This is a genomic window from Geopseudomonas aromaticivorans, from assembly GCF_019097855.1.
GTDB classification, from domain to species: Bacteria; Pseudomonadota; Gammaproteobacteria; order Pseudomonadales; family Pseudomonadaceae; genus Geopseudomonas; species Geopseudomonas aromaticivorans.
The window spans coordinates 55,802-80,043 of record NZ_JAHRGL010000013.1 but is presented as its reverse complement, the minus strand read 5'-3'; the positions used below and the strand labels follow the sequence as shown (position 1 = coordinate 80,043).

Annotated in this window: 28 protein-coding genes; 13 read left to right on the top strand and 15 right to left on the bottom strand. The window is 67.3% G+C overall.

Annotated features, from left to right (window positions below; genetic code table 11):
* Window positions 1–5: 5 nt before the first annotated feature.
* From motB to fliE, 10 genes are all read right to left on the bottom strand, one after another.
* The gene (motB, locus tag KRX52_RS05620) at window positions 6–917 is read right to left on the bottom strand and encodes a flagellar motor protein MotB (RefSeq protein ID WP_217680237.1); all 912 of its coding nucleotides are present in this window, start codon (window positions 915–917) and stop codon (window positions 6–8) included.
* Window positions 914–1,801, bottom strand: a complete 888-nt coding sequence (gene motA, locus KRX52_RS05615; protein WP_217680235.1) for a flagellar motor stator protein MotA — start codon at window positions 1,799–1,801, stop codon at window positions 914–916. The genes motB and motA overlap by 4 nt, the downstream gene beginning before the upstream one ends.
* Window positions 1,802–1,987: 186 nt before the next feature.
* The gene (flhC, locus tag KRX52_RS05610; protein WP_217680234.1) at window positions 1,988–2,587 is read right to left on the bottom strand and encodes a flagellar transcriptional regulator FlhC; all 600 of its coding nucleotides are present in this window, start codon (window positions 2,585–2,587) and stop codon (window positions 1,988–1,990) included.
* Window positions 2,588–2,598: 11 nt separating this feature from the next.
* Window positions 2,599–2,922, bottom strand: coding sequence for a flagellar transcriptional regulator FlhD (gene flhD / locus KRX52_RS05605; protein WP_217680233.1), 324 nt, complete (start codon window positions 2,920–2,922; stop codon window positions 2,599–2,601).
* 367 nt (window positions 2,923–3,289) lie between these two features.
* On the bottom strand, window positions 3,290–3,562 hold the full coding sequence (locus KRX52_RS05600; protein WP_217680231.1) for an EscU/YscU/HrcU family type III secretion system export apparatus switch protein: 273 nt from the start codon (window positions 3,560–3,562) through the stop codon (window positions 3,290–3,292).
* Entirely contained in the window at window positions 3,549–4,703 is a 1,155-nt protein-coding gene (gene fliK / locus KRX52_RS21035; protein ID WP_217680228.1) for a flagellar hook-length control protein FliK, read from the bottom strand. Before fliK ends, KRX52_RS05600 begins: the two co-directional genes overlap by 14 nt.
* On the bottom strand, window positions 4,700–5,068 hold the full coding sequence (locus tag KRX52_RS05590) for a flagellar protein FliT (protein WP_254797416.1): 369 nt from the start codon (window positions 5,066–5,068) through the stop codon (window positions 4,700–4,702). The genes fliK and KRX52_RS05590 overlap by 4 nt, the downstream gene beginning before the upstream one ends.
* Window positions 5,068–5,472 (bottom strand): flagellar export chaperone FliS, encoded by a 405-nt coding sequence (fliS, locus tag KRX52_RS05585; protein WP_254797415.1) that lies wholly within the window; start codon window positions 5,470–5,472, stop codon window positions 5,068–5,070. The genes KRX52_RS05590 and fliS overlap by 1 nt, the downstream gene beginning before the upstream one ends.
* Window positions 5,473–5,502: 30 nt before the next feature.
* Entirely contained in the window at window positions 5,503–6,870 is a 1,368-nt protein-coding gene (fliD, locus tag KRX52_RS05580; protein ID WP_217680226.1) for a flagellar filament capping protein FliD, read from the bottom strand.
* A gap of 180 nt (window positions 6,871–7,050) precedes the next feature.
* The gene (gene fliE, locus KRX52_RS05575) at window positions 7,051–7,380 is read right to left on the bottom strand and encodes a flagellar hook-basal body complex protein FliE (RefSeq protein WP_217680224.1); all 330 of its coding nucleotides are present in this window, start codon (window positions 7,378–7,380) and stop codon (window positions 7,051–7,053) included.
* 275 nt (window positions 7,381–7,655) lie between these two features.
* Here fliE and fliF point away from each other — a divergent pair, with 275 nt between their 5' ends.
* The 13 genes from fliF (at window position 7,656) to fliR (ending at window position 18,708) form a co-directional block, all read left to right on the top strand.
* Complete coding sequence (gene fliF / locus KRX52_RS05570; protein WP_217680222.1) at window positions 7,656–9,416, top strand: flagellar basal-body MS-ring/collar protein FliF; 1,761 nt, start codon at window positions 7,656–7,658, stop codon at window positions 9,414–9,416.
* Window positions 9,409–10,404 carry a flagellar motor switch protein FliG gene (gene fliG / locus KRX52_RS05565; protein ID WP_217680220.1) on the top strand — a complete coding sequence of 332 codons (996 nt, stop codon included), beginning with the start codon at window positions 9,409–9,411 and terminating at the stop codon, window positions 10,402–10,404. The genes fliF and fliG overlap by 8 nt, the downstream gene beginning before the upstream one ends.
* On the top strand, window positions 10,397–11,134 hold the full coding sequence (gene fliH, locus KRX52_RS05560) for a flagellar assembly protein FliH (RefSeq protein WP_217680218.1): 738 nt from the start codon (window positions 10,397–10,399) through the stop codon (window positions 11,132–11,134). The genes fliG and fliH overlap by 8 nt, the downstream gene beginning before the upstream one ends.
* 3 nt (window positions 11,135–11,137) lie before the next feature.
* Entirely contained in the window at window positions 11,138–12,526 is a 1,389-nt protein-coding gene (gene fliI / locus KRX52_RS05555) for a flagellar protein export ATPase FliI (protein ID WP_217680216.1), read from the top strand.
* 23 nt (window positions 12,527–12,549) lie between these two features.
* The gene (gene fliJ, locus KRX52_RS05550; protein WP_217680214.1) at window positions 12,550–13,020 is read left to right on the top strand and encodes a flagellar export protein FliJ; all 471 of its coding nucleotides are present in this window, start codon (window positions 12,550–12,552) and stop codon (window positions 13,018–13,020) included.
* An 8-nt stretch (window positions 13,021–13,028) separates the two neighbouring features.
* A complete protein-coding gene (locus tag KRX52_RS05545) occupies window positions 13,029–14,309 on the top strand; it encodes a flagellar hook-length control protein FliK (protein WP_217680212.1) in 1,281 nt (426 codons plus the stop codon).
* 123 nt (window positions 14,310–14,432) lie between these two features.
* A complete protein-coding gene (gene fliL, locus KRX52_RS05540; protein ID WP_217680211.1) occupies window positions 14,433–14,921 on the top strand; it encodes a flagellar basal body-associated protein FliL in 489 nt (162 codons plus the stop codon).
* Window positions 14,922–14,924: 3 nt separating this feature from the next.
* On the top strand, window positions 14,925–15,977 hold the full coding sequence (gene fliM, locus KRX52_RS05535; RefSeq protein WP_217680209.1) for a flagellar motor switch protein FliM: 1,053 nt from the start codon (window positions 14,925–14,927) through the stop codon (window positions 15,975–15,977).
* Window positions 15,970–16,449 carry a flagellar motor switch protein FliN gene (gene fliN / locus KRX52_RS05530; protein ID WP_217680207.1) on the top strand — a complete coding sequence of 160 codons (480 nt, stop codon included), beginning with the start codon at window positions 15,970–15,972 and terminating at the stop codon, window positions 16,447–16,449. Before fliM ends, fliN begins: the two co-directional genes overlap by 8 nt.
* Window positions 16,446–16,877: a flagellar biosynthetic protein FliO gene (fliO, locus tag KRX52_RS05525; RefSeq protein ID WP_217680205.1), complete on the top strand. Its 432-nt coding sequence runs from the start codon at window positions 16,446–16,448 to the stop codon at window positions 16,875–16,877. Before fliN ends, fliO begins: the two co-directional genes overlap by 4 nt.
* Window positions 16,874–17,626: a flagellar type III secretion system pore protein FliP gene (fliP, locus tag KRX52_RS05520; RefSeq protein WP_217680203.1), complete on the top strand. Its 753-nt coding sequence runs from the start codon at window positions 16,874–16,876 to the stop codon at window positions 17,624–17,626. Before fliO ends, fliP begins: the two co-directional genes overlap by 4 nt.
* Window positions 17,627–17,648: 22 nt before the next feature.
* On the top strand, window positions 17,649–17,918 hold the full coding sequence (gene fliQ, locus KRX52_RS05515; RefSeq protein ID WP_217680201.1) for a flagellar biosynthesis protein FliQ: 270 nt from the start codon (window positions 17,649–17,651) through the stop codon (window positions 17,916–17,918).
* A gap of 1 nt (window position 17,919) precedes the next feature.
* Window positions 17,920–18,708, top strand: coding sequence for a flagellar biosynthetic protein FliR (gene fliR / locus KRX52_RS05510; protein WP_217680199.1), 789 nt, complete (start codon window positions 17,920–17,922; stop codon window positions 18,706–18,708).
* Here the strand turns inward: fliR and flgL are convergent, their stop codons facing one another.
* From flgL to KRX52_RS05485, 5 genes are all read right to left on the bottom strand, one after another.
* A complete protein-coding gene (flgL, locus tag KRX52_RS05505; protein ID WP_217680197.1) occupies window positions 18,709–19,629 on the bottom strand; it encodes a flagellar hook-associated protein FlgL in 921 nt (306 codons plus the stop codon). It lies immediately after the preceding gene.
* A 19-nt stretch (window positions 19,630–19,648) separates the two neighbouring features.
* A complete protein-coding gene (flgK, locus tag KRX52_RS05500) occupies window positions 19,649–21,277 on the bottom strand; it encodes a flagellar hook-associated protein FlgK (RefSeq protein WP_217680195.1) in 1,629 nt (542 codons plus the stop codon).
* Window positions 21,278–21,383: 106 nt separating this feature from the next.
* Window positions 21,384–22,421, bottom strand: a complete 1,038-nt coding sequence (flgJ, locus tag KRX52_RS05495) for a flagellar assembly peptidoglycan hydrolase FlgJ (RefSeq protein WP_217680194.1) — start codon at window positions 22,419–22,421, stop codon at window positions 21,384–21,386.
* Complete coding sequence (locus KRX52_RS05490) at window positions 22,421–23,533, bottom strand: flagellar basal body P-ring protein FlgI (RefSeq protein WP_217680267.1); 1,113 nt, start codon at window positions 23,531–23,533, stop codon at window positions 22,421–22,423. The genes flgJ and KRX52_RS05490 overlap by 1 nt, the downstream gene beginning before the upstream one ends.
* A 23-nt stretch (window positions 23,534–23,556) precedes the next feature.
* A complete protein-coding gene (locus tag KRX52_RS05485) occupies window positions 23,557–24,237 on the bottom strand; it encodes a flagellar basal body L-ring protein FlgH (RefSeq protein ID WP_254797414.1) in 681 nt (226 codons plus the stop codon).
* Window positions 24,238–24,242 lie beyond the last annotated feature (5 nt).

Below are 24,242 nucleotides of genomic sequence, written 5' to 3'. Positions count from 1 at the left end.
GGCGCTCACTCAGGCTTGAGGGTTGGTTCGGCAGCAGGCGGGGGCGTGGCAGGCACGGTCTCGGCGGCCTCGTCCGGATCCAGGGCGAAGGAGCTCTGCTGCATGATTGCGGCGGCCGTGCGCTTGTCGAGAACGATCACGGCGATGCGCCGGTTCATCGGATCTTCCGGCCCGACGCCGTCGAACGGGATGCGATCGGCCATGCCGGCCACGCGCAGCAGCTTGTCCAGCGCCAGGCCGGCAGTCACCAGCTCGCGGCGCGAGGCATTGGCGCGTTCGCTGGACAGCTCCCAGTTGCCGTAGCCGGCCGCGCCACCGGGATAGGGGCGGCTGTCGGTATGGCCGACGATCTGGATGCTGTTGGGCAGTTCGTTGAGCAGCGGCGCGATGGTCTGTAGCAGGCTGCGCATGTAGGGGGCGACCCGCGCGCTGCCGACCTCGAACATCGGCCGCTGCTCGGTATCCACCAGCTGGATACGCAGGCCCTCGGGGGTCAGATCCATGCGGATCTGTGCACGCAGCTCGCGCAGCACCGGATCCGCATTGATGGCCGACTCGATGCGCTTCTCCAGATTCTTCAGCCGCGCCTGCTCATCGCTGGTGCGCGTGCGCTCCCGGAAGTCGATGCGCGCCTTCGCGCCCTCGACATGGCTCGGGTCGTCGCCGCCACCGGGAATCGCACTGTCGCTGGCGCTGGACTTGTCGCCCCCGGCCATCGCCACCAGCAACGGCGTGCTGAAATATTCACCGACGGCAGCGCGGGTTTCCTTGCTCGACGTGGCGAGAATCCACATGACCAGGAAGAACGCCATCATCGCGGTCATGAAGTCGGCAAAGGCAATCTTCCAGGCGCCACCGTGATGGCCATGCGCCGCTTTCTTGCGGCGGATGATGATGATCGGACGCTCGCCGCTCATGCGGCCTCCGCGCTGGTGGCCGCCGCGGATTTCTGGTTGCGCACATGCTCCTCAAGCTCGATCGCTGTCGGCCGCTCGATGCTGTCCAGCGCCTTGCGGCCGAATTCCACGGCGATCTGCGGCGCGTAACCGTTGACGCTGGCCAGCAGGGTCACGCGCAGGCATTGCAGCATCTTCACCGCCTCGGCTACCTGGCGGTCGATGCGGCTGGCCAGCGGCGCGACGAAGCCGTAGGCCAGCAGGATGCCGAGGAAGGTGCCGACCAGCGCGTGTGCGATCATCATGCCCATCTGATCCGGCGGTGCGCCGGCGGCCATGCTCAGGGTCTTCACCACCCCCATCACCGCAGCGACGATGCCGAAGGCCGGCAGGCCGTCGCTGACCTTGGTCAGAGCATCGGCCGGCATGTGCGCCTCGTGCTCGAACGACTCGATCTCGTGGAGCATCAGCTCGTCGAGTTCGTGGGCGCTCATGTTGCCGCTGATCATCAGGCGCAGGTAGTCGGTGAGAAAATTCATGATCATCGGATCGGCGAGCAGCTGCGGATGCTCGCCGAACACCGCGCTTTCGGCCGGACTATCGATATCCCGCTCGATGGCCAGCATGCCGTCGCGGCGCGCCTTGGCCAGCAGCTTGTACTGCAGGGCCAGCACCTCCATGTACATCGCCTTGTCGTACTTGAGGCTGCGCTTGAGGGTGGAGGCGGTCTTGAAGGTGCCCTTGATCGCCTTGCCGTGGTTGGAAGCCAGGAACGCGCCCAGCGCCGCACCGCAGATGATCAACACCTCGGTGGGCTGGTACAGGGGACCGAGGCTGCCGCCGGACAGCATGTAGCCGCCGAACACGGAGATGAGCACCACGGCGAATCCGATCACGATCAGCACGACAACACTTCCTTGGGTCAGATCAGGAGTTGACCTGAGTGCTATCGGCAATCGCTGGCGAAACTTGAGGTTTTTTGTGTGCCAGTAGACTGAACGTCATGGCGATCAGCCTGGCGGGAGGGTTGCGCCGGAGCGCACCAGGGCGGACTTCCGGGGGGCCGCCAAGCGGCACCCCCGGACAGGCATTCAGCAGTGACCGACCGCCACGGGGCCGGTATCGAAGGATGCATCGCTCGCGCTCGCGGCCGCTTCCAGGCTGGCCTCGCGCTGCTTGCGAGTCTTGCCGGCGCGCGACGGCGGCTGGCAGATGCCACAGACATAGCCCCGCTTGGGTGCATGGGCATGGGCGACGAAACGGCCACTGCAGCTGGTGCAACGCACCAGTTCGAGCATCTCGCTCTCGAAGAAGCGCACCAGGGTCCAGGCGCGCGTCAGACCCAGCACCAGCTCGTCTTCATCGGTCAGCCCGACCTGCTCGAGATACAGGCGATAGGCCTTGACGAAGGCTTCCATGCGCTCGCAGCCATGGCTGCTCAGCAGATTTTCGTAGATGTTGTAGAACAACGAGGAATGGATGTTCGGCAACCAGGTAATGAACCAGTCGGTGGAAAACGGCAGCATTCCCTTCGGCGGCGACACGCCGCGCACTTCCTTGTACAGACGGATGAGACGACCACGGCTGAGGTCGGTTTCCGTTTCGAGAACCTGCAACCGCGCGCCCAGCTCGATCAGATCGATCGCCAGCTGCACCTGCAGCATTTCATTCAGCAGACTCTTTTCTGTCATGACAAGCCCGTTCAACCAGCCGAAACACCCGCAGGAGCGACGGCAGACATCAGCAGGGCAGCATGGATCTGGCCCAGCCCCTGCTCGCGCTGTCCCTGGGTCAGGCGCGCCAGCTGCTCGGCGTCATCCAGCACCATACGACACAGCAACTGACGGGTACGCGACAACTGCACGAGCTGCTTGGGCGACAGCGCAGCCACCACATCAGCCGTTTGCGGATTGAGCTTCAACCGGAACATGGCAGCCACCGAATCCTCACGCAGCAGCTTCTGCGCAAGCAGCAGGTAGGAAAGATTCAGCTCCTGGATATCGTCCAGCAGACTATCGACACTCATGGGTATTCCTTGCAGATCTGGCGAGATCTAGGCTGCACGCCGCCTAGCGATTTTATTTATACACATCCGTGACAGCGCCTTCGGCACTGGCAGCGGTAGTTGTTTTTTTGAGTATGTTGCGCAGGCAGGGCGACACTCGATTGACGCTTAAGTTTCGCCGCGGAAGAAGATTACCACGCCAAAATGTGAACCAGATAGCACAAAAAACAGTATCAAGATCGCCATAATGAGAAACACTCTCAGAGATGACGCTAAGTTCTGCAAATTCCGACTATTTGGCGCCAAAATGCCGAACAGAAAAAACCTATACAAAACAAGGTCTTTCCGCCAGGCAAGCGGAACCTTGATTCACATCAATAAATTGACGTCATTCCTCGCTCGCCTCCAGGCGTACCACCCAGGCCAGCAACTCGGCCACGACCTGGTACAACTGCGGCGGAATCTGCGCATCGAGGTCGAGCCGCATCAGCAAACCGACCAGCTCCGGGGAGTCATGGATGCGCACCCCGTGGCGCTGCGCCTCGGCGATGATCCGTTCGGCCACCTCGCCATAGCCCTTGGCCACCAGGCGTGGCGCGCCATCGCCCTCGCCGTAGGCCAGCGCCAGAGCCTGGCGGCGATTGCTCCTATCCTCGGCCATCTCCCACCCCCTCCGCCGCCTCGAGCAACTGCAGGCGCACACTGCTGAACCCACACGCCGCCAGGTTTTCCTGCAGCTCGGCATGGCTGGACTGGAAATAGCGGCGCAGGCTGGCGGAGTCGGTTTGCAGGGTCAGCGCCAGGCGCTCGCCATGCAGACTGATGGCGGCCTCCAGGGCGCCATGCCCCGCCAGACGCAGCCCCAGACGCACCTTCCACTCCCCCTCGTCCGCCGGCTCACGTCCGGCAGCCTCGCCCTCCTCGTCCAGCTGGCGCTCGGGCAGTGCCGGCGCCTCGATGCTCAGCCCCATGAACACGCCAGCCCAGACATTGCCCTCCCAGCGCAGCTGCGGCTGCGCCAAGAGCTCCAGCTGCTGGCGCAGCAGGGAAGCCACGGATTCCCGCCCACCCCCAAGCGGCTCCGCGGACGGCCCCGCCGCCTCGACATCCTGCATCTCGTCGCCATTGACGGCGAACGCCGCGGCTCGTGTCACCGGCTCGCCAGACGACAGCGCCGGGGCAATGGCGCCCTGTAGCCCTGCAGGAGACGGCTGCGAACCGGCCGACAACGGCGCCGGGACGGCAGGCTCGCCGCCTCGCGGCGCAGCCTGCATCTGCGGTTCGTGGCGCAGCGACTCGAGCGGCAGCTCGCCGCGAAACCAGCGCGCGACGTGGGATTCATAGAACAAGCCGCTGTACTGGATGCTCTGCTGCAGGCGCGCGGCGATCAGCGCTGCGGACGGCTCGCTAGGTACTTCAGCCAGCAACGGCGTCGCCGGCGCAATCGCCGAGGGCGGCGCCGGAAAGCGCTGCAGCAGGTCGCCAATCGCCCGCGCGGCGGCACTGAACGAGGAGACGGTCGAACTCGGTGCGGCAGGGCCACCAGGCGGCGGCGCCACCTGCGCCGCGCTGTGGCGCGGCAGCGAGGCTGACGTCGCCGGTGCCTGCTGGGCACGAGCGGAGTCCTGCGCCTGCGGCAAACCGCGGGCATCCAGCCGCGAGTCGCTGTGCAGCGGCCGCGGCCCCTCCAGCGGCACGACAGGCCCGGCCGGCTGGTTCAGGTCCCTGGGCAGGGGAATATCCACACGCCTGCCCAACACCTGATGCAGCAAGGTATCCAGTACAGGCGTGATGCCACTCACATGCAGCCTCCATCGAACCCCGGCCCAGCCGGCAGCTCGGGACGATAGGCCCGGCCCAGCTCGATCTGGCGCCGCGACACGTCGATCAGTCGGCCGAGTTCGTCACGACGGGCGAGCAGGCAGCTGCGGATCTCCGCTTCCAGCTCGAGGATCTGTTCGAGCAGGCAGGCACGCCGCAGCTTATCGCCACCCTCGACCCCCAGCCGGCGCTCGCACTGGGTCACGCTTTCCAGCTCGACCAGGTACAGCGACTTTTCCATCACCAGATTGGTCCAGTCGCCCTGGCGGGCGAACTCGGCCATGCGCTGCGACTGACGGAGCAGCTGCTGGTAGCACTCGATGACGCTCGCTTGGCTGGCCATCATCAATATCCGTCCACTTGCTGGCCGATCTCGCGCCAGGCGGAGCCGATGTCCTCGAGCAGACGGGCAGCCTCGTCGAGACGCTGCTCGTCGTTGCGCAGATTGGCCTGCAGCAGCAGGCGCACCACATAGTCATAGATCTGCTCGAGGCGCTCCGCCAGCTCGCCACCGCGTTCGTGGTCGAGCGCCGCCAGCAGACCCTGATTGACGATGTCGATGGCGCGGGAAATGGCCTTGCCCTTCTCCGCCACGTCGCCATTCTGCATGTGCAGCCGGGCGGCACGGATCGAGGTCTGCGCGCCATCGAACAGCATGCCGATCAGCCGATGCGGGCTGGCCGACATCACGCTGCTTTCCACACCGACGCGCGCATAGGCTGCCGCCCCACGCATGGCACTGGTGACCATGTTATTCCCCTCTGTGCGATTGGGTTGTTATCAGCCTTTAAGCTGGGCGTTCAGCGCGTCGAACTGCTGGGTCAGGTAGCTGGTCGTCGCATTCATTTCCGAGAGCATCATGTCGAGCTGGGTGAACTGCTTGCGGTAGCGCTCGACGGTGGCGGAGATGGTTTCCTCCACCCGCGTGTAACGCTCGTTGAGCGACTTGACCCGGCTCTCGACGCCCTTGGTGACATTGGACAGGGCGCCGCCATCCTTGAGGATGGCGTCCAGCGCCGTGCCCAGCTGGCCGGCCATGCCGCCCGCCGTGCTGCTGCCCGTGAAGAAACTGCTCAACGCCGACAGGTTGCCGCTGACCAGACTGTCCAGCTTGTCGCTGTCGAGCTTGAGGGTGCCTTTGAGTTCCAGCTCGATACCGATGTCGGCCAGGCGGGTCAGCGTGCCCTCGCCCAGCGTGCCGCTGAGCACGCTGCGCAACTGGCCCTGCGCGCTGCGCAGGGTGGCATCGCCGAGCAGGTCGCCGGCCACCTGGGTGTCGGCGTTGTACGAGGTCAGGCTGGAGATGGTGCTCTGCAGCGCGTTGTAGGCCGTCACGAAGCCGCTCACCGCCGACTTGATCGCCGCGTTGTCGCGCTCGACCGTCAGCACATGGGTGGCGCCCTTCTCGGCGAGCGAAAGGGTGACGCCCTGCACCGCCCCCTCGACCACGTTAGACTGGCTGGTGATCGGGATGCCGTTGACCTCCAGGGTGGCGTTGGCTGCGGCAACGGTCTGCGTCATCACACCGCTCTGGGTGGCAGAGTCGTAGCCCAGCAGACCGCTCAGCGCCCCCGTGCTGTTCACCGTCATTTGCGCATCGGTGCCGGTGGCCGTGGCGGTAAGCACCAGGCGATACGGCGCCGCAGTGCCGTCGTTGACGATGCTGGCGCTGACCCCGCCGCCCTGCTTGTTGATCGCATCGCGCACGTCTTCCAGCGAGCTGGCGGCCGCCGTGAGATCGACCGTGAGGGTCTTGCTGCCCTGAGTGATGGTCAGCGTGCCGGCGCCCAGATCCGCCGTGCGGTCGGCCACGCCGGTGCTGGCCAGGCTCTGCGCCTGGGCCAGCGTATTGACCTTGACCTCGTAGCGACCGACCACGGCGTCGCTCTTCGCCGCCGCAGCCACGCCAGTGCCGCTGATGCTGCTGGTGACGCCCTGGAAGGTCTTGCTGTCATTGAGGGTCTTCGCCGCCGCCTGCAGACTGGTCAGCGAGCTTTTCAGGCGCCCATAGGCCGACAGCTTGGTCTGCTGGGTCTTCTTCTGCGTGGTGATCGGGTCCAGCTTCATGCGTTCAGCCGTTTCCAGCTGATCAAGCAGGCCGCCGAGGTCGAGGCCTGAACCGACGCCCAGCGATGAAATGGTGGCCATGGGATTCCCTTTTGCAACTCCGCCGCGCAGCGTTTCGCCGCCGCTGGCGCGCCATGTTCAAGCGATGCCGGAGAGTCTGGCTATCCGGCGCTGTTAAGCCAGATATCGGCCGCCGCCAGGCCGACTTTAGTCTCTACATGAAAAGTACCGACCCGAGCGACCGCTTCGAGCCTGCAGGCCTCACACCTGCATGTTCATCACGTCCTTGTAGGCGGTCAGCAGGCGGTTGCGCACCTGCACGCCCATCTGGAAGCCGACGCTGGCTTTCTGCATGTCGACCATCACATCGCTCAGCTCCACGCCGGGGGCGCCGGACTGCAGGGCGATGGCCTTGTTGCTGGCGGTTTGCTGCAGCTCGTTGATGCGCTGGACCGAAGCACGCAGCTCGGCAGCGAAACCGCCCTGCCCGGCGACCAGCGAAGTCTGCAGCGCATTGCCGGGCTGGCCGGCCGCCTGGGAGGCCAGGATGTGCAGCTGTTGCAGGGCAGACTGGACGGCAGGAACACTCATCGACGACTTCCGCTTGGGTACTGGATGGGGATGCTGGCAAGCCTAGCAATCCGCCACTCGCGGGCAAGCGCCCAATTGACAGCAAAAGCGCTGGCTTTTCAGGACTTTGCCCGCGTGCGCCGTCCGCATAATGACACTCATCATAGATCCGCCCATCCCTGCCACAGCGCCTCCAAGGCATCCCTGGCCGGGCTCGGCGACCCCTAGCGACCGATTTTGCCAGCGGATATCGCAATGCCCTTTGTACCGACCCCGACCGGCCAGCGGAGCAGCGCATGAGCAATGCCACCCTGGGCACTGCCAACGGCTCGGCCGACAACCCGAGCGGCAGCGCGGCCGAACGCCTGCTGGCGCAGCTGCGCAGCAAACCGCTGGTGCCGCTGCTGATCGCCGGTGCGGCGGCGATTGCCGTGATCGCCGCCCTGCTGCTGTGGGCGCAGGCGCCTGACTACCGGGTGCTCTATTCCAACTTCAGCGAGGCCGACGGCGGGCGCATCATCGCCGAACTCGACAAACGCGCCGTGCCCTATCGCCTCAGCGAGGGCGGCACCGCGCTGCTGGTGCCAGCCGAGCAGATGCACAGCCTGCGCCTGCAACTGGCCGAGCAGGGTCTGCCGCAGGCCGGCAATGTCGGCTTCGAGCTGATGGACAAGCAGGCCTTCGGGGTCAGCCAGTTCGCCGAGCACCTCAACTTCCAGCGCGGCCTGGAAGGCGAGCTGGCGCGCTCGATCGAGTCCCTCGGCCCGGTCGCCAAGGCGCGCGTGCACCTGGCCATGGCCAAGCAGTCGATCTTCGTCCGCGACCGCCAGCCAGCCAGCGCCTCGGTGGTGCTGACCCTGCATCCTGGGCGCAGCCTCGGCGAAGGCCAGGTCGATGCCATCGTGCACATGGTCGGCTCCAGCGTGCCGGAACTGGCCGCCGAGGCGGTCACCGTGGTCGACCAGAGCGGTCGCCTGCTGTCCATGCCCGGCAACAGCGGGCGCGACCTCGACGGCACCCAGCTGAGCTATGTCGACGAGGTGGAAAGCTCCTACCAGCGGCGCATCGAACGCATCCTCAGCCCGATCCTCGGCGCGGAAAACGTGCGCGCCCAGGTGGCGGCGGAAGTCGACTTCGCCACCCGCGAACAGACCGCCGAGCGCTATGCGCCCAACCAGACCGCGGGCGACGCGGCGATCCGCAGCCAGCAGCTGAGCGAGAACTACAGCGGCGGCGACGAACTGGCCCGCGGCGTGCCAGGCGCGCTGTCCAACACCCCGCCTGCGCCACCGGCACCGCCAGCGCCCCCCGCCCCGGCCAAGCCCGGCCAGGGCGCGGCCGGTAAAGGGGCCGCCGCCCAGACCGCCGAGACGGCTTCGGCCGCCAAGGCGGATCCGCGCAACTCGCTGCGCCGCGACAACGTGGTCAACTACGAGGTGGACCGCAGTGTCGAGCATGTGCAACAGCGCCGCGGCAACATCAAGCGGCTGACCGCCGCCGTGGTGGTCAACTTCCGCAGCGGCATCGACGCCGACGGCAAGCCGACCCGCCAGCCCCTCAGCGAAGAGGAGCTGGCGCAGATCAACCGCCTGGTACGCCAGGCCATGGGCTTCTCCGCCGAGCGCGGCGATGCGCTGGAGGTGGTCAACAGCCCGTTCACCGAGGCTCAGGACGACGTGGCACAGAGCGTCTGGTGGCAGACCCCGGAATTCTTCGTGATGGCCACCTCCATCGCCCGCTATCTGCTGGTCGCCCTGGCCGCCCTGCTGCTCTGGCTGCTGCTGTTGCGTCCGCTGCTGCGTCGCCATGCGCCGCCGGCCGTCGCCTCTGCCACCCCGGAAGCCGTCGAAGGCTCCGCCGTTGCCGCAACCGCCAGCGAAGCCAGCGCCGCCGCGACCGACGAGGCCAGCGCCGCGGCCAGTGGCGAACTGCAGCGCCGCCTGCGTCGCCGCTCGGCCGTCTATGAACACAACCTGGCCAGCCTGCGCGAAATGGCCCAGGAAGACCCACGCCTGATCGCCATGATCGTCAGTGGCTGGATGAAGAAAAATGATTGAGATGAGCGGCGCCCGACGCAGTGCAATCCTGCTGCTCAGCCTGGACGAGGACAGCGCGGCGGAAGTGTTCAAGTACCTGTCTACCCAGGATGTCGAGACCGTCAGCCTGGAAATGGCGCGCCTGCAGCAGGTCTCCCATGACGAAATGCGCCAGGTACTCGATGACTTCTTCGACGAGACCGAGCAGTATGCGGCGGTCAACCTGCTGTCCAGCGACCACATCCGCGCGGTGCTGACCAAGGCGCTGGGCAGCGAGCGCGCCGAGACCCTGATCGAGGACATCCTCGACGCCAGCGGCACCAGTTCGGGCATCGACAAGCTCAACCTGATGGAACCGTCGATGGTTGCCGAGCTGATCCGCGACGAGCACCCGCAGATCATCGCCACCATCCTCGTCCACCTCGAGCGCCCGCAGGCCGCCGATATCCTGCAACTGTTCGAGGATCGCCTGCGCAACGACATCGTCCTGCGCATCGCCACCTTCAACGGCGTGCAGCCGGCGGCGCTGCAGGAACTCACCGAGGTCCTCGGCGGCATGCTCGACGGCCAGAACCTCAAGCGCAGCAAGATGGGCGGCGTGCGTACCGCTGCCGAGATCCTCAACCTGCTCAATTCCAACCAGGAAGAGTCGGCCATCGAGACCCTGCGCGCGCACAACGAGGAGCTGGCGCAGAAGATCCTCGACGAGATGTTCCTCTTCGAGAACCTGCTGGACGTCGACGACCGCGGCATCCAGTTGATCCTCAAGGAAGTCGACACCACCTCGCTGGTGGTCGCCCTCAAGGGGGCGGAGCCTGCGCTGCTCGACAAGTTCCTGCGCAACATGTCGCAACGCGCGGCCCAGCTGTTCCGCGAAGACCTCGAAGCGCGCGGCCCGATCCGCGTCTCGCAGGTCGAGTCCGAGCAGAAGGCCATCCTGCTGATCGTCCGCCGCCTGGCCGACAGCGGCGAGATCGTCCTCGGCGGCGGGGACGACTCCTATGTCTGACCGCCGGCCGCCGCATATCGGCGAGCAGTGGCGTCCCTGGCAGATGGACGAGCTGGGCAGCCAGCAGGAACCGCTACGCCAGCAGCGCGAGGCGCAGCGCCAGGAGGCCGTGCGCCAGGCTGCCTTCAAGCGCAATGCCGAACTCCAGGCGCTGCGCGAACAGGCGCAGCAGCAGGCCCGCGAGCAGGGCTACCAGGAAGGCTTCGCCGAGGGCCGCAACGCCGGCTACGCCGCCGGTCTCGAGGAAGGCCGCCAGGCCGGCGAGGCCGAGCTGCAGCAGCAACTGCAGCAGACCCTGCAGCCTTTGCTCGGCCTGGCCGCGCAGTTTCGCGCCGCCCTCGCCCAGCTCGACGAGCAGATCGCCGGCCAGCTGGTCGATCTGGCCCTGGTCACTGGCCGCCAGCTGGCCGGCGAAGCGCTGCAGCTGCATCCCGAGCAGATCCTCGAGATCGTCCGCGAACTGCTGCACAGCGAGCCGGCCCTCAGCGGCCAGCCGCGCCTGTGGTTGCACCCGGCCGACCTGCTGCTGGTCAAGGTCCATCTGGGCGACGAACTGGAGGCGGCCGGCTGGCGCCTGCAGCCGGACAGCGAGATGACGCGCGGCGGCTGCCGGGTAGCCGCCAGCAGCGGCGAGCTAGACGCCAGCCGCGAGCGGCGCTGGGAGGCGCTGGTCGCGCAGGTCCGTCATCGCCAGCAGGGCCATGCCGACGCGCCGGGCACGGGGGACTAGACCATGCACGCCAACCCGCACCAGCAGCACTGGCAGCAGACCCTCGGCAGCGTCACCGCACGTATCGCCGCGGCGTCGCGCTACAGCGCCAGTGGGCGGATCGTGCGCGCCACCGGCATGGTGCTGGAAGCGACCGGCCTGCAGGTGCCGCTGGGCGGCGTGTGCCGCATCGAGCTGTCGCCGCGCCGCGCGGCGCACCAGCCCGCCTGTTTCGCCGAGGCCGAGGTGGTCGGCTTTGCCGGTGAAAAGCTGTTCCTCATGCCGCTGGAGGAAATCAGCGGACTGCGCCCCGGCGCACGGGTCTTCCCGCTCGGCGAGAGCAGTGACGAGCGCGCCAGCGCGCGGCGTTTCCCGCTGGGCAGTGCGCTGCTCGGCCGGGTCCTCGACGGCGGTGGCCAGCCCCTGGACGGTTTGCCGCTGCCGGAAGGCTGCCACTTTGCGCCGCTGGCCACCGAGCCGATCAACCCGCTCAACCGCGCACCGATCGAGAGCCAGATCGACGTCGGCATCCGCGCCATCAACGGCCTGCTCAGCGTCGGCCGCGGCCAGCGCATGGGCCTGTTCGCCGGCTCCGGCGTCGGCAAGTCGGTGCTGCTCGGCATGATGGCGCGCTTCACCCGCGCCGACGTGATCGTGGTAGGCCTGATCGGCGAGCGCGGTCGCGAGGTGCAGGACTTCATCGACAACATCCTCGGCCCGGAAGGCCGCCGCCGCGCGGTGGTGGTCGCCGCGCCGGCCGACACCTCGCCGCTCAAGCGCCTGCAGGGCGCCGCCTACGCCACCCGGCTGGCCGAGGACTTCCGCGACCAGGGCCGCGACGTGCTGCTGATCATGGACTCGCTGACCCGCTACGCCATGGCCCAGCGCGAGATCGCCCTGGCCATCGGCGAGCCGCCGGCGACCAAGGGCTACCCGCCGTCGGTGTTCGCCAAGCTGCCCAAGCTGGTGGAGAAGACCGGCAACGGCCCGCGCGGCGGCGGCTCGATCACTGCCTTCTATACCGTGCTCAGCGAGGGCGACGACCAGCAGGACCCGATCGCCGACTCGGCGCGGGCGATCCTCGACGGTCACGTGGTGCTGTCGCGCCAGTTGGCCGAGAGCGGCCACTACCCGGCCATCGACATCGAAGCGTCGATCAGCCGGGCGATGACCGCCATCGTCAGCGAGCAGCAGCGCCGCCGCGCCCAGCAGTTCAAGCAGGCGCTGTCGCGCTACCAGCGCAACCGCGACCTGATCAGCGTCGGCGCCTACGTCGCCGGCAACGACCCGCAACTCGACCAGGCGGTCAATCTGTATCCGCGCCTGGAGCGCTTCCTCCAGCAGCGCATCGACGAGCGCGCCGGCCTCGAGGAAACCCAGCAGCAACTGTCCGCCCTGGTACCCGGGGCATGACATACAGGAATAGGTGATCCGGCATGTCCCGCACATCCGCCCTCGACACCCTGATCGAGCTGACCCGCGAAGCCGTCGACAATGCCGGCCGCCACCTGGCCGGCGCCCAGCGCAGCCAGCAGCAGGCCCAGAGTCAGCTGGACACCCTGCAGCACTACCGGCAGGAGTACAGCCGTGGCCTGCAGCAGGCCATGCAACAGGGCATGCAGCCGGCCAGCCTGATCAACTACCAGGCCTTCCTCGGCTCGCTGGACGACGCCATCGACCGCGCCCGGCAGAGCCTGCGCGAGCAGCAGCGCCAGGTCAGCCAGCGCCAGCAGCAGTGGCTGGAGCAGCAGCGCAAGCTCAACTCCTACGACACCCTGGTCGAGCGTCGCGCGCAGGCCGAGCAGCTGCGTGACAACCGCAGGGAACAACGTCTTACCGATGAACTGAGCGCCCAGTTGCGCCTGCGCGGCAACGCCTTCACCTCTTCTACCGGCAGCAGTCGGTGAGCAGCCCCATGAATATCAGCATTCTTCCCGCAGCCGCCGCGGCCGGCCCCCAGCCGCGCAGCAGCCAGACTCCATCCGCCAGCGGCGGGAGCAGCTTTGCCCGCAGCCTGGAGCAGGCGAACTCCAAGGGCGACAGCAAACCAGCCGCCACGGCCATGCCCCCGAGCAGTGCCGCCTCGCCCGACACCCCGCCAGCGAAGCCATCCGGCGCAGCGGCCGGCAGTGCCGCGGCCGCAACGGAACACCCGCAGCAGCAAGCCGCGGCCACCCCGGACAGCACGCCCCCGGCCACCCCGATCCTGGACGCCGCGCTGCCAGCAGCCGCGCTCGTCGCCGCCTTTCCGGCGACGGGCGCGAACAGCGGGGAAGCGACGCCCGTACAGCCAGTCGATGCCTTCGACGAGATTCGCCGGCGCCTGGCGCTGATCGAGCAGGCCGGGCAGCTGCCGGTCGACGCAGCTGCCGCCGGCAACCTGGCCGCTCTCGTCGCACCACTGGCCCAGACGAGTACACCACCGGCCAGCCCGCCGGCTGCCCTCGACAGCCACGGCGACAGCGGCGCAAACCTGCCGCTGGACTCGCTGCACAGCCTCGGCGGTCGCCAGCCGGGGGCCGACAACGACGCGGATCAGCTCGCCCCGCCGGCAGCGGAGCCTGGCGCTCCCGCCGCCACAGCCACAAGCAGTTCCGGCAACGGCACTGCGCCTGTCCAGAGCGAGGGCAGCGCCGGCCTGGCGGCCCTTGCCGACACCTCGCCGCGCGGCGAGCCAGCAGCCACCCTGCTGCTCGGCCCGAACGCCGGCAGCCCGGCACCCTCCTCCGGCAATTCGCAGATGGCCAGCCCGACGCTCGCCACCCTGAGCGCACCACTGGCCAGTCGAGAATGGCAGCAGGGCCTCGGTCAGCAGCTGATCGGCCTGCACCAGCGCGGCGAGCAGCAGATCGAACTGCACCTGCACCCCAGCGACCTCGGCCCGCTGTCGGTCAGCCTCAAGCTCGGCGATCTGGGTGCCCAGGCGCAGTTCCTCTCCGCCCATCCGCAGGTGCGCGCGGCCATCGAACAGGCCATTCCGCAGCTGCGCGAAGCCCTGGCGGCCCAGGGCATCAGCCTCGGCGAGACCTCGGTCGGCGAGCAGCGTCAGCCTCCGCGCGATCAGCAGGCCGGTAATGGTGCCCGTGCCGACGCGGCGGTCACCGCAACGGGCGAATCTGCCGATGGCGCCCTGCTAGCGCCTCCAGCCGCCCCCCTGCGGGTCCTCGCCAGGGGCCAGGTCGACCTCTACGCCTGACCACGCCCCTACGGGCAAACCCAGAAGATAGGCTCGATAGGCTGGCTTTTTCGAGCCATCAAGCCGTGACGGCTGTCGCCATACTTGCCAGCCTGTTATCCGCCCTCGAGTTCGATACACACCATGGCCAACCCAGAGTCAACCGGCAAGCGCACCCCCTGGCTGGTGATCATCCTGCTGATGCTGCTGTTCTCGGCCGGCAGTGCGGCCGGCGTCTACTTCCTGCTGAGCAGCGGCAAGCTTGGCGCACTGACCGCCAGTGCGCCGGCAGCGGCCGAGCCGGTCAAGGCACCGGTACCGCTGTTCGTCACCATCACCCCGTTCACCGTCAACCTGCAGGGCGGCCCCGGCGAACAACGCCTGCTGTACATCGGCCTGGCGCTGAAGGTCGGCAATCCGGCCAGCGAGGCTTTGCTCAAGGAGCACATGCCGGAAGTGCGCAGCCGCCTGCTGATGCTGATGGCCAGCCAGAAGGCCGAAGAGCTGGTCACGCCTGCAGGCAAGGACGCGCTGACGGCACAGATCCTCAAGCTGTTCGACACGCCGCTGGCCACGCCGCAGCCGCCGCTGGCGATCGACGGCGTGCTGTTCTCCGACTTCATCGTGCAATAGCCCATGTCCCAGAACGACCTGCTCTCGCAGGAAGAGATCGACGCCCTGCTCAAGGGCGTCAACGGCGAAGATGAAGCCCTGCCCGGCGATGCGCCCGGCAGCCCGCGCGTGCGTCCCTACGACCCGGCCACCCAGCACCGGGTGATCCGCGGCCGCCTGCCGGCCCTGGAGATCATCAACGAACGCTTCGCCCGACGCTTCCGCACCAGCCTGTTCAACCTGATCCGGCGCAGCGCCGACATCACCGTGGACAGCGTGCGCTACCAGAGCTACAGCGAATTCGCCCGCAACGTGCCGGTGCCGACCAACCTCAACCTGATCGCCATGAAGCCGCTGCGCGGTACCGCCCTGGTGGTGTTCCCGCCGAGCCTGGTGTTCATGGTGGTGGACAACCTGTTCGGCGGCGACGGTCGCTTCGTCACCAAGAACGAAGGCCGCGAGTTCACCAACACCGAGCAGCGCATCATTCGCCGCCTGCTGGGCCTGGCCCTGGAGGCCTACACCGACTCCTGGCGCGCGGTGTATCCGCTGGAGATCGACTTCCTGCGCTCGGAAATGCAGGTCAAGTTCGCCAACATCACCAGCTCGCCCAACGAGATCGTGGTCAACACCACCTTCCACCTGGAAGTCGGCAACCTGGCCAGCGATTTCAACATCTGTATTCCCTATTCGATGATCGAGCCGCTGCGCGAGCTGCTCAACGGCCCGCTGACCGACAGCAATCCCGCCGAGGATCGCCTGTGGAACCAGCGCATGGCCGGCGAGATCCGCCAGTCGCAGGTGGAGCTGATCGCCGACTTCGTCGAGATCCCCAGCAGCATCGCCCGGATCATGGCGCTCAAGGTCGGCGACGTGCTGCCTATCGAACTGCCCGACATCGTCAGCGCACAGGTCGATGGTGTGCCGGTGATGCACTGCGAATACGGCAGCCAGAGCGGTCTGCGCGCCCTGCGGGTCACCCAGCTGGTCGACCACACGCCGTCCACCGCCAAGGCTTCCGCCGATCTGTTCGCCAAGGGCGCCCTGCCCGACGCCAAGGACTCCAAGAATGACTGATCCCAATTCCCCCGAGCCATCCGACCTCGACGCCGACTGGGCCAGCGCCATGGCCGAGCAGGCCGACAGAGCAGCACCCGCCGCGGCGGAAGACCCCTGGGCCGCCGCTTTCGCCGAGCAGGCCGCTGCCGCGCCGGCCAGTGCAGCTGTGAAGAACGCCGGAGAAAGCGTGTTCAAACCGCTGGACAAGGGTGCCGGCGGCGGCAGCATGCGCGATCTGGAAATGATCATGGACATCCCGGTGAAGCTCACCGTGGAGCTGGGGCGCACGCGCATCACCATCAAGCAGTTGCTGGAGCTGGCCCAGGGCTCGGTGATCGAGCTGGAAGGCCTGGCCGGCGAGCCGATGGATATCCTGATCAACGGCTACCTGATCGCCCAGGGCGAGGTCGTGGTGGTGGATGACAAGTACGGCATCCGTATCACCGAGATCATCACCCCGTCCGAACGCGTGCAGAAGCTCAACCGATGAGCAGCCTGGCCTCCGCCCCGCAGGCCGGTGCCGCGCTTGCCGGCAGCGCCGGAAACGATGCCCTGTTCGGCCTGGCCGCGCTGGGCAAGACCGGCCTCGCCCTGCTGCTGGTCATTGGCCTGATCCTGCTGTGCAGCTGGCTGCTGCGGCGTCTCTCCGCCGGTCAACGCCTGGCCGGCCAGCCGCTCAAGGTGCTCGGCAGTACCGCGCTGGGCCAGCGCGAGCGGGTGGTGATCGTCGAGGTCGCCGGCACCTGGCTGGTGCTCGGCGTCGCTCCCGGACAGATCAGCAAGCTGCACGAGCTGCCGGCGCCGCCGACCGAGTCCATGACCGACGATCCCGGCTCGGCCCTCGCGGGCAGCTTCGCCGTGCGTCTGGCCCAAGCGCTCAAGCACAACCTGCGCGGCGCCGCGCCCCGCCAGCCATGAAGCGCCTGCCTCGCCTGCGTCCGCCGGCCCTGCTGGCGCTGCTCCTGCTGCCGGGCCTGGCCCTGGCCGAAACCGGCCTGCCCGGAGTGATCAGCAAACCGCTGGCCGACGGCAGCCAGCAGTGGTCGCTGAGCCTGCAGACCCTGCTGCTGCTCAGCTCGATGGCTTTCCTGCCGGCCATGCTGCTGATGATGACCGGCTTCACCCGCATCATCATCGTCCTCGGCCTGCTGCGCACCGCCATCGGTACGCCCTCGACGCCGCCCAACCAGGTGCTGATCGGCCTGGCGCTGTTCCTCACCTTCTTCGTCATGTCGCCGGTGCTGACCCAGGTGCACGAGCAGGCCTGGCAGCCGTTCTCCCGCGACGAGATCAACTTCGAGCAGTTCATCGAGACCGGCAGCCGGCCGTTCCATGCCTTCATGCTCGGCCAGACCCGCGAGACCGACCTGGCGCTGTTCGCGCGCCTGGCCAAGGTCGAAGACCTCCAGGGTCCGGAGCAGGTGCCGATGCGCGTGCTGCTGCCGGCCTTCGTCACCAGCGAGCTGAAGACGGCGTTCCAGATCGGCTTCACCATCTTCATTCCGTTCCTGATCATCGACCTGGTGGTGGCCAGCGTGCTGATGGCGCTGGGCATGATGATGGTGCCACCGGCGACCATCTCGCTGCCGTTCAAGCTGATGCTGTTCGTGCTGGTGGATGGCTGGCAGCTGTTGATCGGCTCGCTGGCGCAGAGCTTCTACCCATGACTGCGGCCATCGGAGCAGTGCTATGACCCCCGAATCAGTCATGGACCTGGCCTACCAGGGCATGCGCATCACCCTGTTCATGGCCGGCCCGCTGCTGCTCACCGCCCTGCTGGTCGGCCTGCTGATCAGCCTGTTCCAGGCCGCCACCCAGATCAACGAAATGACCCTGTCGTTCATTCCGAAGATCCTCGCGGTGTTCACCGTACTGGTGCTGACCGGGCCGTGGATGATCAAGATGATCGTCGATTTCACCCGCGACCTATTCACCAGCATCCCGCAGATGATCGGCTAGCGTGGTCGAGGTCGACTTCGCCCAGCTGCAGCAGTGGCTGGCCGCCTTCGTCTGGCCGTTCGTGCGCCTCACCGCCTTTCTTGCCGCCTCGCCGCTGTGGGGTCACGACAGCATCCCTACCCAGACCAAGATCGGCCTGGCCGTGCTGTTGGCGGTGCTGCTGGGGCCGAACCTGCCGCCGCTGCCGGCGGTGCCCCTGGTGTCCTGGACCAGCCTGGGCATTGTCATCGAGCAGACGCTGATCGGCGCGGCCATGGGCCTGACCATGCGCGTGATCCTGGCCGTGGTGCAGGCCGCCGGCGAGATCATCGGCCTGCAGATGGGCCTGGGCTTCGCCAGCTTCTTCGCCCCGGATACCGGCACCAACACCATGATCCTGTCGCGGCTGCTGTACATGTTCAGCCTGCTGATCTTCCTCGCCCTCGACGGCCACCTGATCGTGCTGGAAATCCTCGCCGCCAGCTTCACCAGCCTGCCCATCGGTCAGGCGCTGGACCTCTCGGCCGGTGAAGTCCTGGTGCGCCATGCCCGCATTATCCTGGCCTCCGGCCTGCTGCTGGCGCTGCCCTTGGTGGCGGCGCTGCTGATCATCAACCTGGCGATGGGCATCCTCAATCGCGCTGCGCCGCAGCTGACCGTATTCTCGATCGGCTTCCCACTGACCATGTGCGTAGGCATCGTGCTGCTGATGGTGATGATGAACGACCTCGGCCGCTTCCTGGAAAGCCTGTTCGGCGACGGCCTGACCTTCCTGCGCCAACTGGTGGAGAGTCTGGCGCTGGCGGCCTGATTACAGCTGGTTGAACAGCGACAGCTTCTGCACGTCGACGAAGGCTTTCTGGGCCGCCTGCAAGCCGACCTGGCGCAGGGTGTAGTCGGAAATCGCCTTGTTGTAGTCGAGATCGAGGCGATCGGAGAGGACCTGCTCGTAGTTGAGCATGCGGTTGCCGCCCACCACATCCAGCACATCCAGCTCGTTCAGCCGCGCACCGACCGAGGCGCGCACCGCGAGGACATTGTCGAAGCTCTTGCCCAGCGCCTTGCCGGCCGTGGCGAGCACGGACTGCAGGTTCGCCTTGTCGGCCTCGCTTGCCACCGGCGTGGCGAGGGTGCCAATCAGGTTTTCCAGGGTAGCGAACAGGTCGGCGTCATCGGCACTCTTGAAGATGGCTTGCCCGTTGTCGACGCTGGGCATCAGCCGCGCCGAATCGACCTGCTGCCCCTTGACGCCACTGTCACCGACATAGCTGACCTTGCCATCCGCGCCCTGCACGAACGGCGGCGTGTCGTCCTGAAAACCGCCGAACATGAAGCGCCCGTTGCCGTCCGCCGAATTGGCCTGACCGAGCAGCCCTTCGTAGATACCCTGCAACTCCAGGCCGATGGCCTGGCGATCGACATCGCCCAGGGTGTCGTTGCCGGCCTGCACCAGCAGGGTGCGCGCCCGCACGATGAAGTCGGAGGTGCTGTTGAGCACGCTCTCCTCCTGGGACAGGCTGTTGCGCGCACTGACCCGGGCATTGGCGTACTGCTGGTCGACGGCCTTGGCCTGGTCGATGCCCACCGCCAGCGCGGCGGCCTGCGGATCGTCCGAGGGGTTGACCACCCGCCGGCCGCTGGAGATGTGCTGGCCGATCTTGAGGAACTCGCCCTGCTGGCGGTTCAGCGAGTTGAGGCTCTGCTCGTACATGGTGATGGTGCTGATGCGCATCGCGCTTATCTCCTGGCGGTCAGGCACGAATGCCGAGCAGGGTGTCGAAGACCGCCGCGCCGATCTCGATGACCTTGGCGTTGGCCTGGTAGAACTGCTGGTAGCGGATCAGGTTGGCCGCTTCCTCATCGAGGTTGACCCCCGAGTCGGCCTGCTGCAGGGCGCTGAGCTGCTCGCTGAGGCCCTGCTGGGCCGTCAGGTTGGCCGCGGCGATGTTGGTGCGGTTGCCGATGTCGCTGACCATGGCTGCATAGCCCTGGCTCAGGGTCGCCTGGCCGCCGACCAGCGAGCGGGTCTGCAGGGCCTGCAGTTTCAGCGCATTGCGATTGTCCCCCGTACCCGTGCTGCCTTGCGGCTGGCCGGCGGCAATCCGTGCGGCATCGCTGAGCTTGCTCGCCAACTGGCCAGCGGCGCGGCGGGTGGGCTGCACCAGGAAGCGGTCGCCTTCTGCCGGAGTGCCATTGACCTGCAAGGTCATGCCACCGAACTTCAGGGTACCGTTGGCCGCGTCGTAGTTGGCCTCCACCGCGGTGCCAATATCGCGGCGCAGCACGCTGTAACCGGCGGCCTGGGTCCAGGTCACGTCGTAATCGCTGGTGGTCAGGTTGCCCAGCTCGGCCGCGGCGTAGCTGGCGCTCAGCGAGGCATCGCCGTTGTTCTGGACGTTGCTGAAGCTGACTGGCTGGCCGATGGCGAAGAAGTCGCTGCCGGTGTCGCCATAGAGGTCGACACCCTGGGCATGCTGCTCGTTGAACGACACCGCCAGCGACACCGCCAGCTGACCCAGCTGGTTCTGCGCGCGGTCGAGGGTATCCCGGCGGAAGGTCATCAGCCCGCCCAGCTCGCCGGTGCTGAAGGTGCTATCGGCGAACTCCAGCAGGTTGCCGCCCGGATCCCGGTAGCCAACCACGAAACGGCTGGCGTCCTCGGACGAACGCATGGCTTCGAGACTGAAGCTGCTGCTGCCGCTGACCAGGCTCAAGCCGTTGCTCAGGGTCAGGTTGTAGCCGCCACCGTCCTGGATGGTCAGCCGCGCGTCGACCCGCTGACTCAGCTCGGCGACCAGTTGGTCGCGCAGATCGAGCAGTCCGTTGGGAGCCGCGCCGGTCTTGGCCTTGGCCATGCTGATCTCGCGGTTGAGCTTGGCGACCTGGGAAGCGGAGTTGTTGATCTGGGTGACCTGATCCTTGATCTGCCCGTTGAGGCTGCTCTGCATGTCACTGAGGTAGCCGTCGAAGGAGCGGAACTGCCCGCTCAGGGTTTGCGCTGCCCCCAGCACGCCCTGGCGAGCGGCGGGATCGGCGGGCGAGGCCACCACATCTTCCAGGGCGGAAAAGAAGTTGCTCATCAGCGGCGCCAGTCCGGCTTCGCGGTCGGCCATCAGGTTGTCGATCTGACTGACCTGGGCGTGATAGGCGCTCAGCCCGCCAGCGACGCCATTGCTGCGGTTCAACTGGTCGCTGACGAACTGGTTGAACTGGCGCTCGATATTGGCCACCTCCACACCGCCACCGGCGAAGCTCTCGCTCAGCTGCGGCAGCTGCCGATTGTAGCCAGGGGTATAGACGTTGCTGATGTTGCTGCTGGTGGTGGCCAACACGGTCTGCGCGGTATGCAGGCCACTGACGCCGATGGAAAAGATGCTCATGAAGCCGTTCCTGTTCAACCTTGCTCAGGTTATCGGCAGCACCGCCACGATCTTGATAGCCGTTAGCGTGACAGGCCGCACATTCGAAGACCGTGCGCCGGACGCCTCAGAGCTGCGCGACCTGGCGGCTGGGATCGAAGGGCGCCAGGGTGGTCATCACCGCGATCAGCTTGTCGGCATAGGCCGGGTCGGTGGCGTAGCCGCCGCGTTGCAGGGCGCGCGCCGCCTGCTGGGCATCGGGGGCGCTGACTACACCGGCATAGCGCGGATTGCTGACGATCAGCCGGGCATAGTCGGTGAACGCCGCCTCGAAGGAGTCGTAGACGCGGAAACGCTCGACCCGGCTCTGCGCCTGGCCGTCGACATACTCGGTGGTGCGCACCTCGGTGGTCGGCCCCTGCCACTCGCTGCCGGCCTTGATGCCGAACAGGTTGTGGCTGTTGGCGCCATTGGCCGTGGCAATCTCGTGGCGGCCCCAGCCGGTTTCCAGCGCGGCCTGGGCGAGGATCAACTCGGCCGGCACGCCGCTGGAGCGGCTGGCCGCGCGGGCCGGCTCCTGCAGTCGAGCGGCGAAGCTGGCCACGTGACTCGCCCGCCCGCCGTCCATGTCGCCGCTGGCGCTGAGCACGAGGGCTGGCCCGTCGGGCACGGCACTCACCACCGCGGCCGAAGCTGAGCCAGCGCCGAGCGGGTTCGAGCGGCGGCTGCCCGTCGACTCCACCACCGGCATGCCGCCGGCGGCCGGGTCGAGCTGCAGGGCGCCGTACAGCGGACGCGGCGTGCCGCGCGGAATCCCGGCGATCAACGCGCCCTCCGCCGCTGGCACGGCCGCCGCAGCGACGCCCGCCTGGCTCTGCAACTGCTGCGTCAGTTGCTCGGCGAGCCCCAGCCCATGGCCGGCCAGCTGCTGCGACCACTGCTGGTCGAGCATCTCGGTATAGAAGCGGCTCTGCTGGCTGTCGAGCAGGCCGGACTGCGGGCTCGCCTCGCGCATGCTTTTCAGCATCATCTGCAGGAACAGCGCCTCGAACTGCTTGCTCGCCCCGCGCAGTCCCGCCGCCGGGTCCTGGCGCGCGGTCTGCTTGAGGCGCTGGACGCCCTGCAGGTCGAGGGCAAACTGACTACCCAGATCGGCAACGCTCATCAGATGATCTCCAGTTCCGCGCGCAGGGCGCCGGCGGCCTTGAGCGCTTCGAGAATCGACATCAGGTCCTGCGGCGTGGCGCCCAGCGCATTCAGCGCCTTGACCACCTCGAGTAGGTTCGCGCTCGGCGCGACCATGCGCAGACCGGTGCCCTGCTGCTCGACGGTGATCTGCGAATCCGGCACCACTACGGTCTCGCCGCCGCTGAACGGCGCCGGCTGGCTGACCTTGGGCTGGTTGTCGATCACCACCGACAGGTTGCCGTGGGCTACCGCGGCGTTCTGCAGCCTCACCGTGCCGTTGAGCACCACCGCGCCGCTGCGCGAGTTGATGATCACCTTGGGCGCCACCTCGCCGGGAAGGATGTCCAGGCTCTCCAGCCGCGCCATGAAGTTGACCCGGCCGTTGGGATCGCGCGGCGCATCCAGCAGGATCAGCCCACCGTCCTGGGCGCTGGCCACGGTGCGGCCGAAGGCATAGTTGATCGCCGTGACCATGCGCTGGGCCATGCCGAAGTCCGGCTGCTTGAGCTGCAGCTCGAGCAAGCCGAGGTCGTTTTGCAGCTGCAGCGGCACCGCGCGCTCGACGATGGCGCCGCGACTGATCCGCCCGCCGGCCTGCTGGTTGATCTGCACGCTGCTGCCACCCGACTGCGCGCCAGCGCCGCCGACCAGCAGGTTGCCCTGGGCCAGCGCATAGGTTTCGCCGTCCACGCCCTTGAGGGGCGTCATCAGCAGCGTGCCGCCACGCAGGCTGCGGGCGTTGCCCACCGAGGACACCACCACATCCAGATGCTGTCCCGGCCGGGCGAAGGCCTGCAGATCGGCGGTGACCATCACCGCGGCGACGTTACGCAGCTGCATGTTGGTGCCCGGCGGCACGGTGATGCCCAGCTGCGAGAGCATATTGGTCAGGCTCTGGCCGGTGAACGGCGCCTGCATGGTCTGGTCACCGGAGCCATCCAGCCCCACCACCAGACCGTAGCCGACCAGGGCGTTGCTGCGCACGCCGGCAAACTCGGCCAGGTCGCGCAGGCGCTCGGCCTGGGCGCTGCCGATGGCGCAGAGCGCGAGGAGCAGCGCCAGCAGGCGCGAGGGACGCAGGAAGTTCATGTGCATGGCAGGTCGCGGCCCCGTCAGAACGGCGAAATGTTGAGGAAGATGCGTTGCAGCCAGCCCATGTGCTGGGCCTCGTTGATGTAGCCGTCACCCACGTACTCGATGCGCGCGTCGGCCACCTGGGTCGAGGGCACGGTGTTCTGCCCGGTGATCGTGCGTGGATTGACCACCCCGGAGAAGCGGATGAATTCGGTGCCCTGGTTGATGGCGATCTGCTTCTCGCCGCGCACCCGCAGGTTGCCGTTGGCCATCACGTCCAGCACCGTCACGGTGATGGTGCCGGTGAAGGAGTTGTTCGCCTTGGCGCCGCCGCTGCCGCTGAAGTCGTTGTCGCCTTCCAGATCGGTAGCCCATTTGGACAGCTCCTTGAGCTTTTCCGGCACCAGGGTCGGTGTCAGGCTCGCCGAGCCGCCACGACTGGTGTTGGCCGAGGCGTTCTTGCTGGCGCTGACCTCCTCATTGAGGACCACGGTGAGGATGTCGCCGACCATGCGCGGCCGGCGGTCCTCGAACAACGGCTGGAAGCCGCGCCGGGCCTGGTAGATCGCGCCGTTGGCCGGCGTCTGCGGCCGTTCGGGAATCAGCACCTGCTCCTGCTCGCCCACCACCGAAGGCCGCGGCAACTGCGCACAGCCGGCCAGCGACAGAACCTGCAGCAGTCCGGCCAGCAGCCAGATGCGCGCGTGCGACGACAGCATCTGCG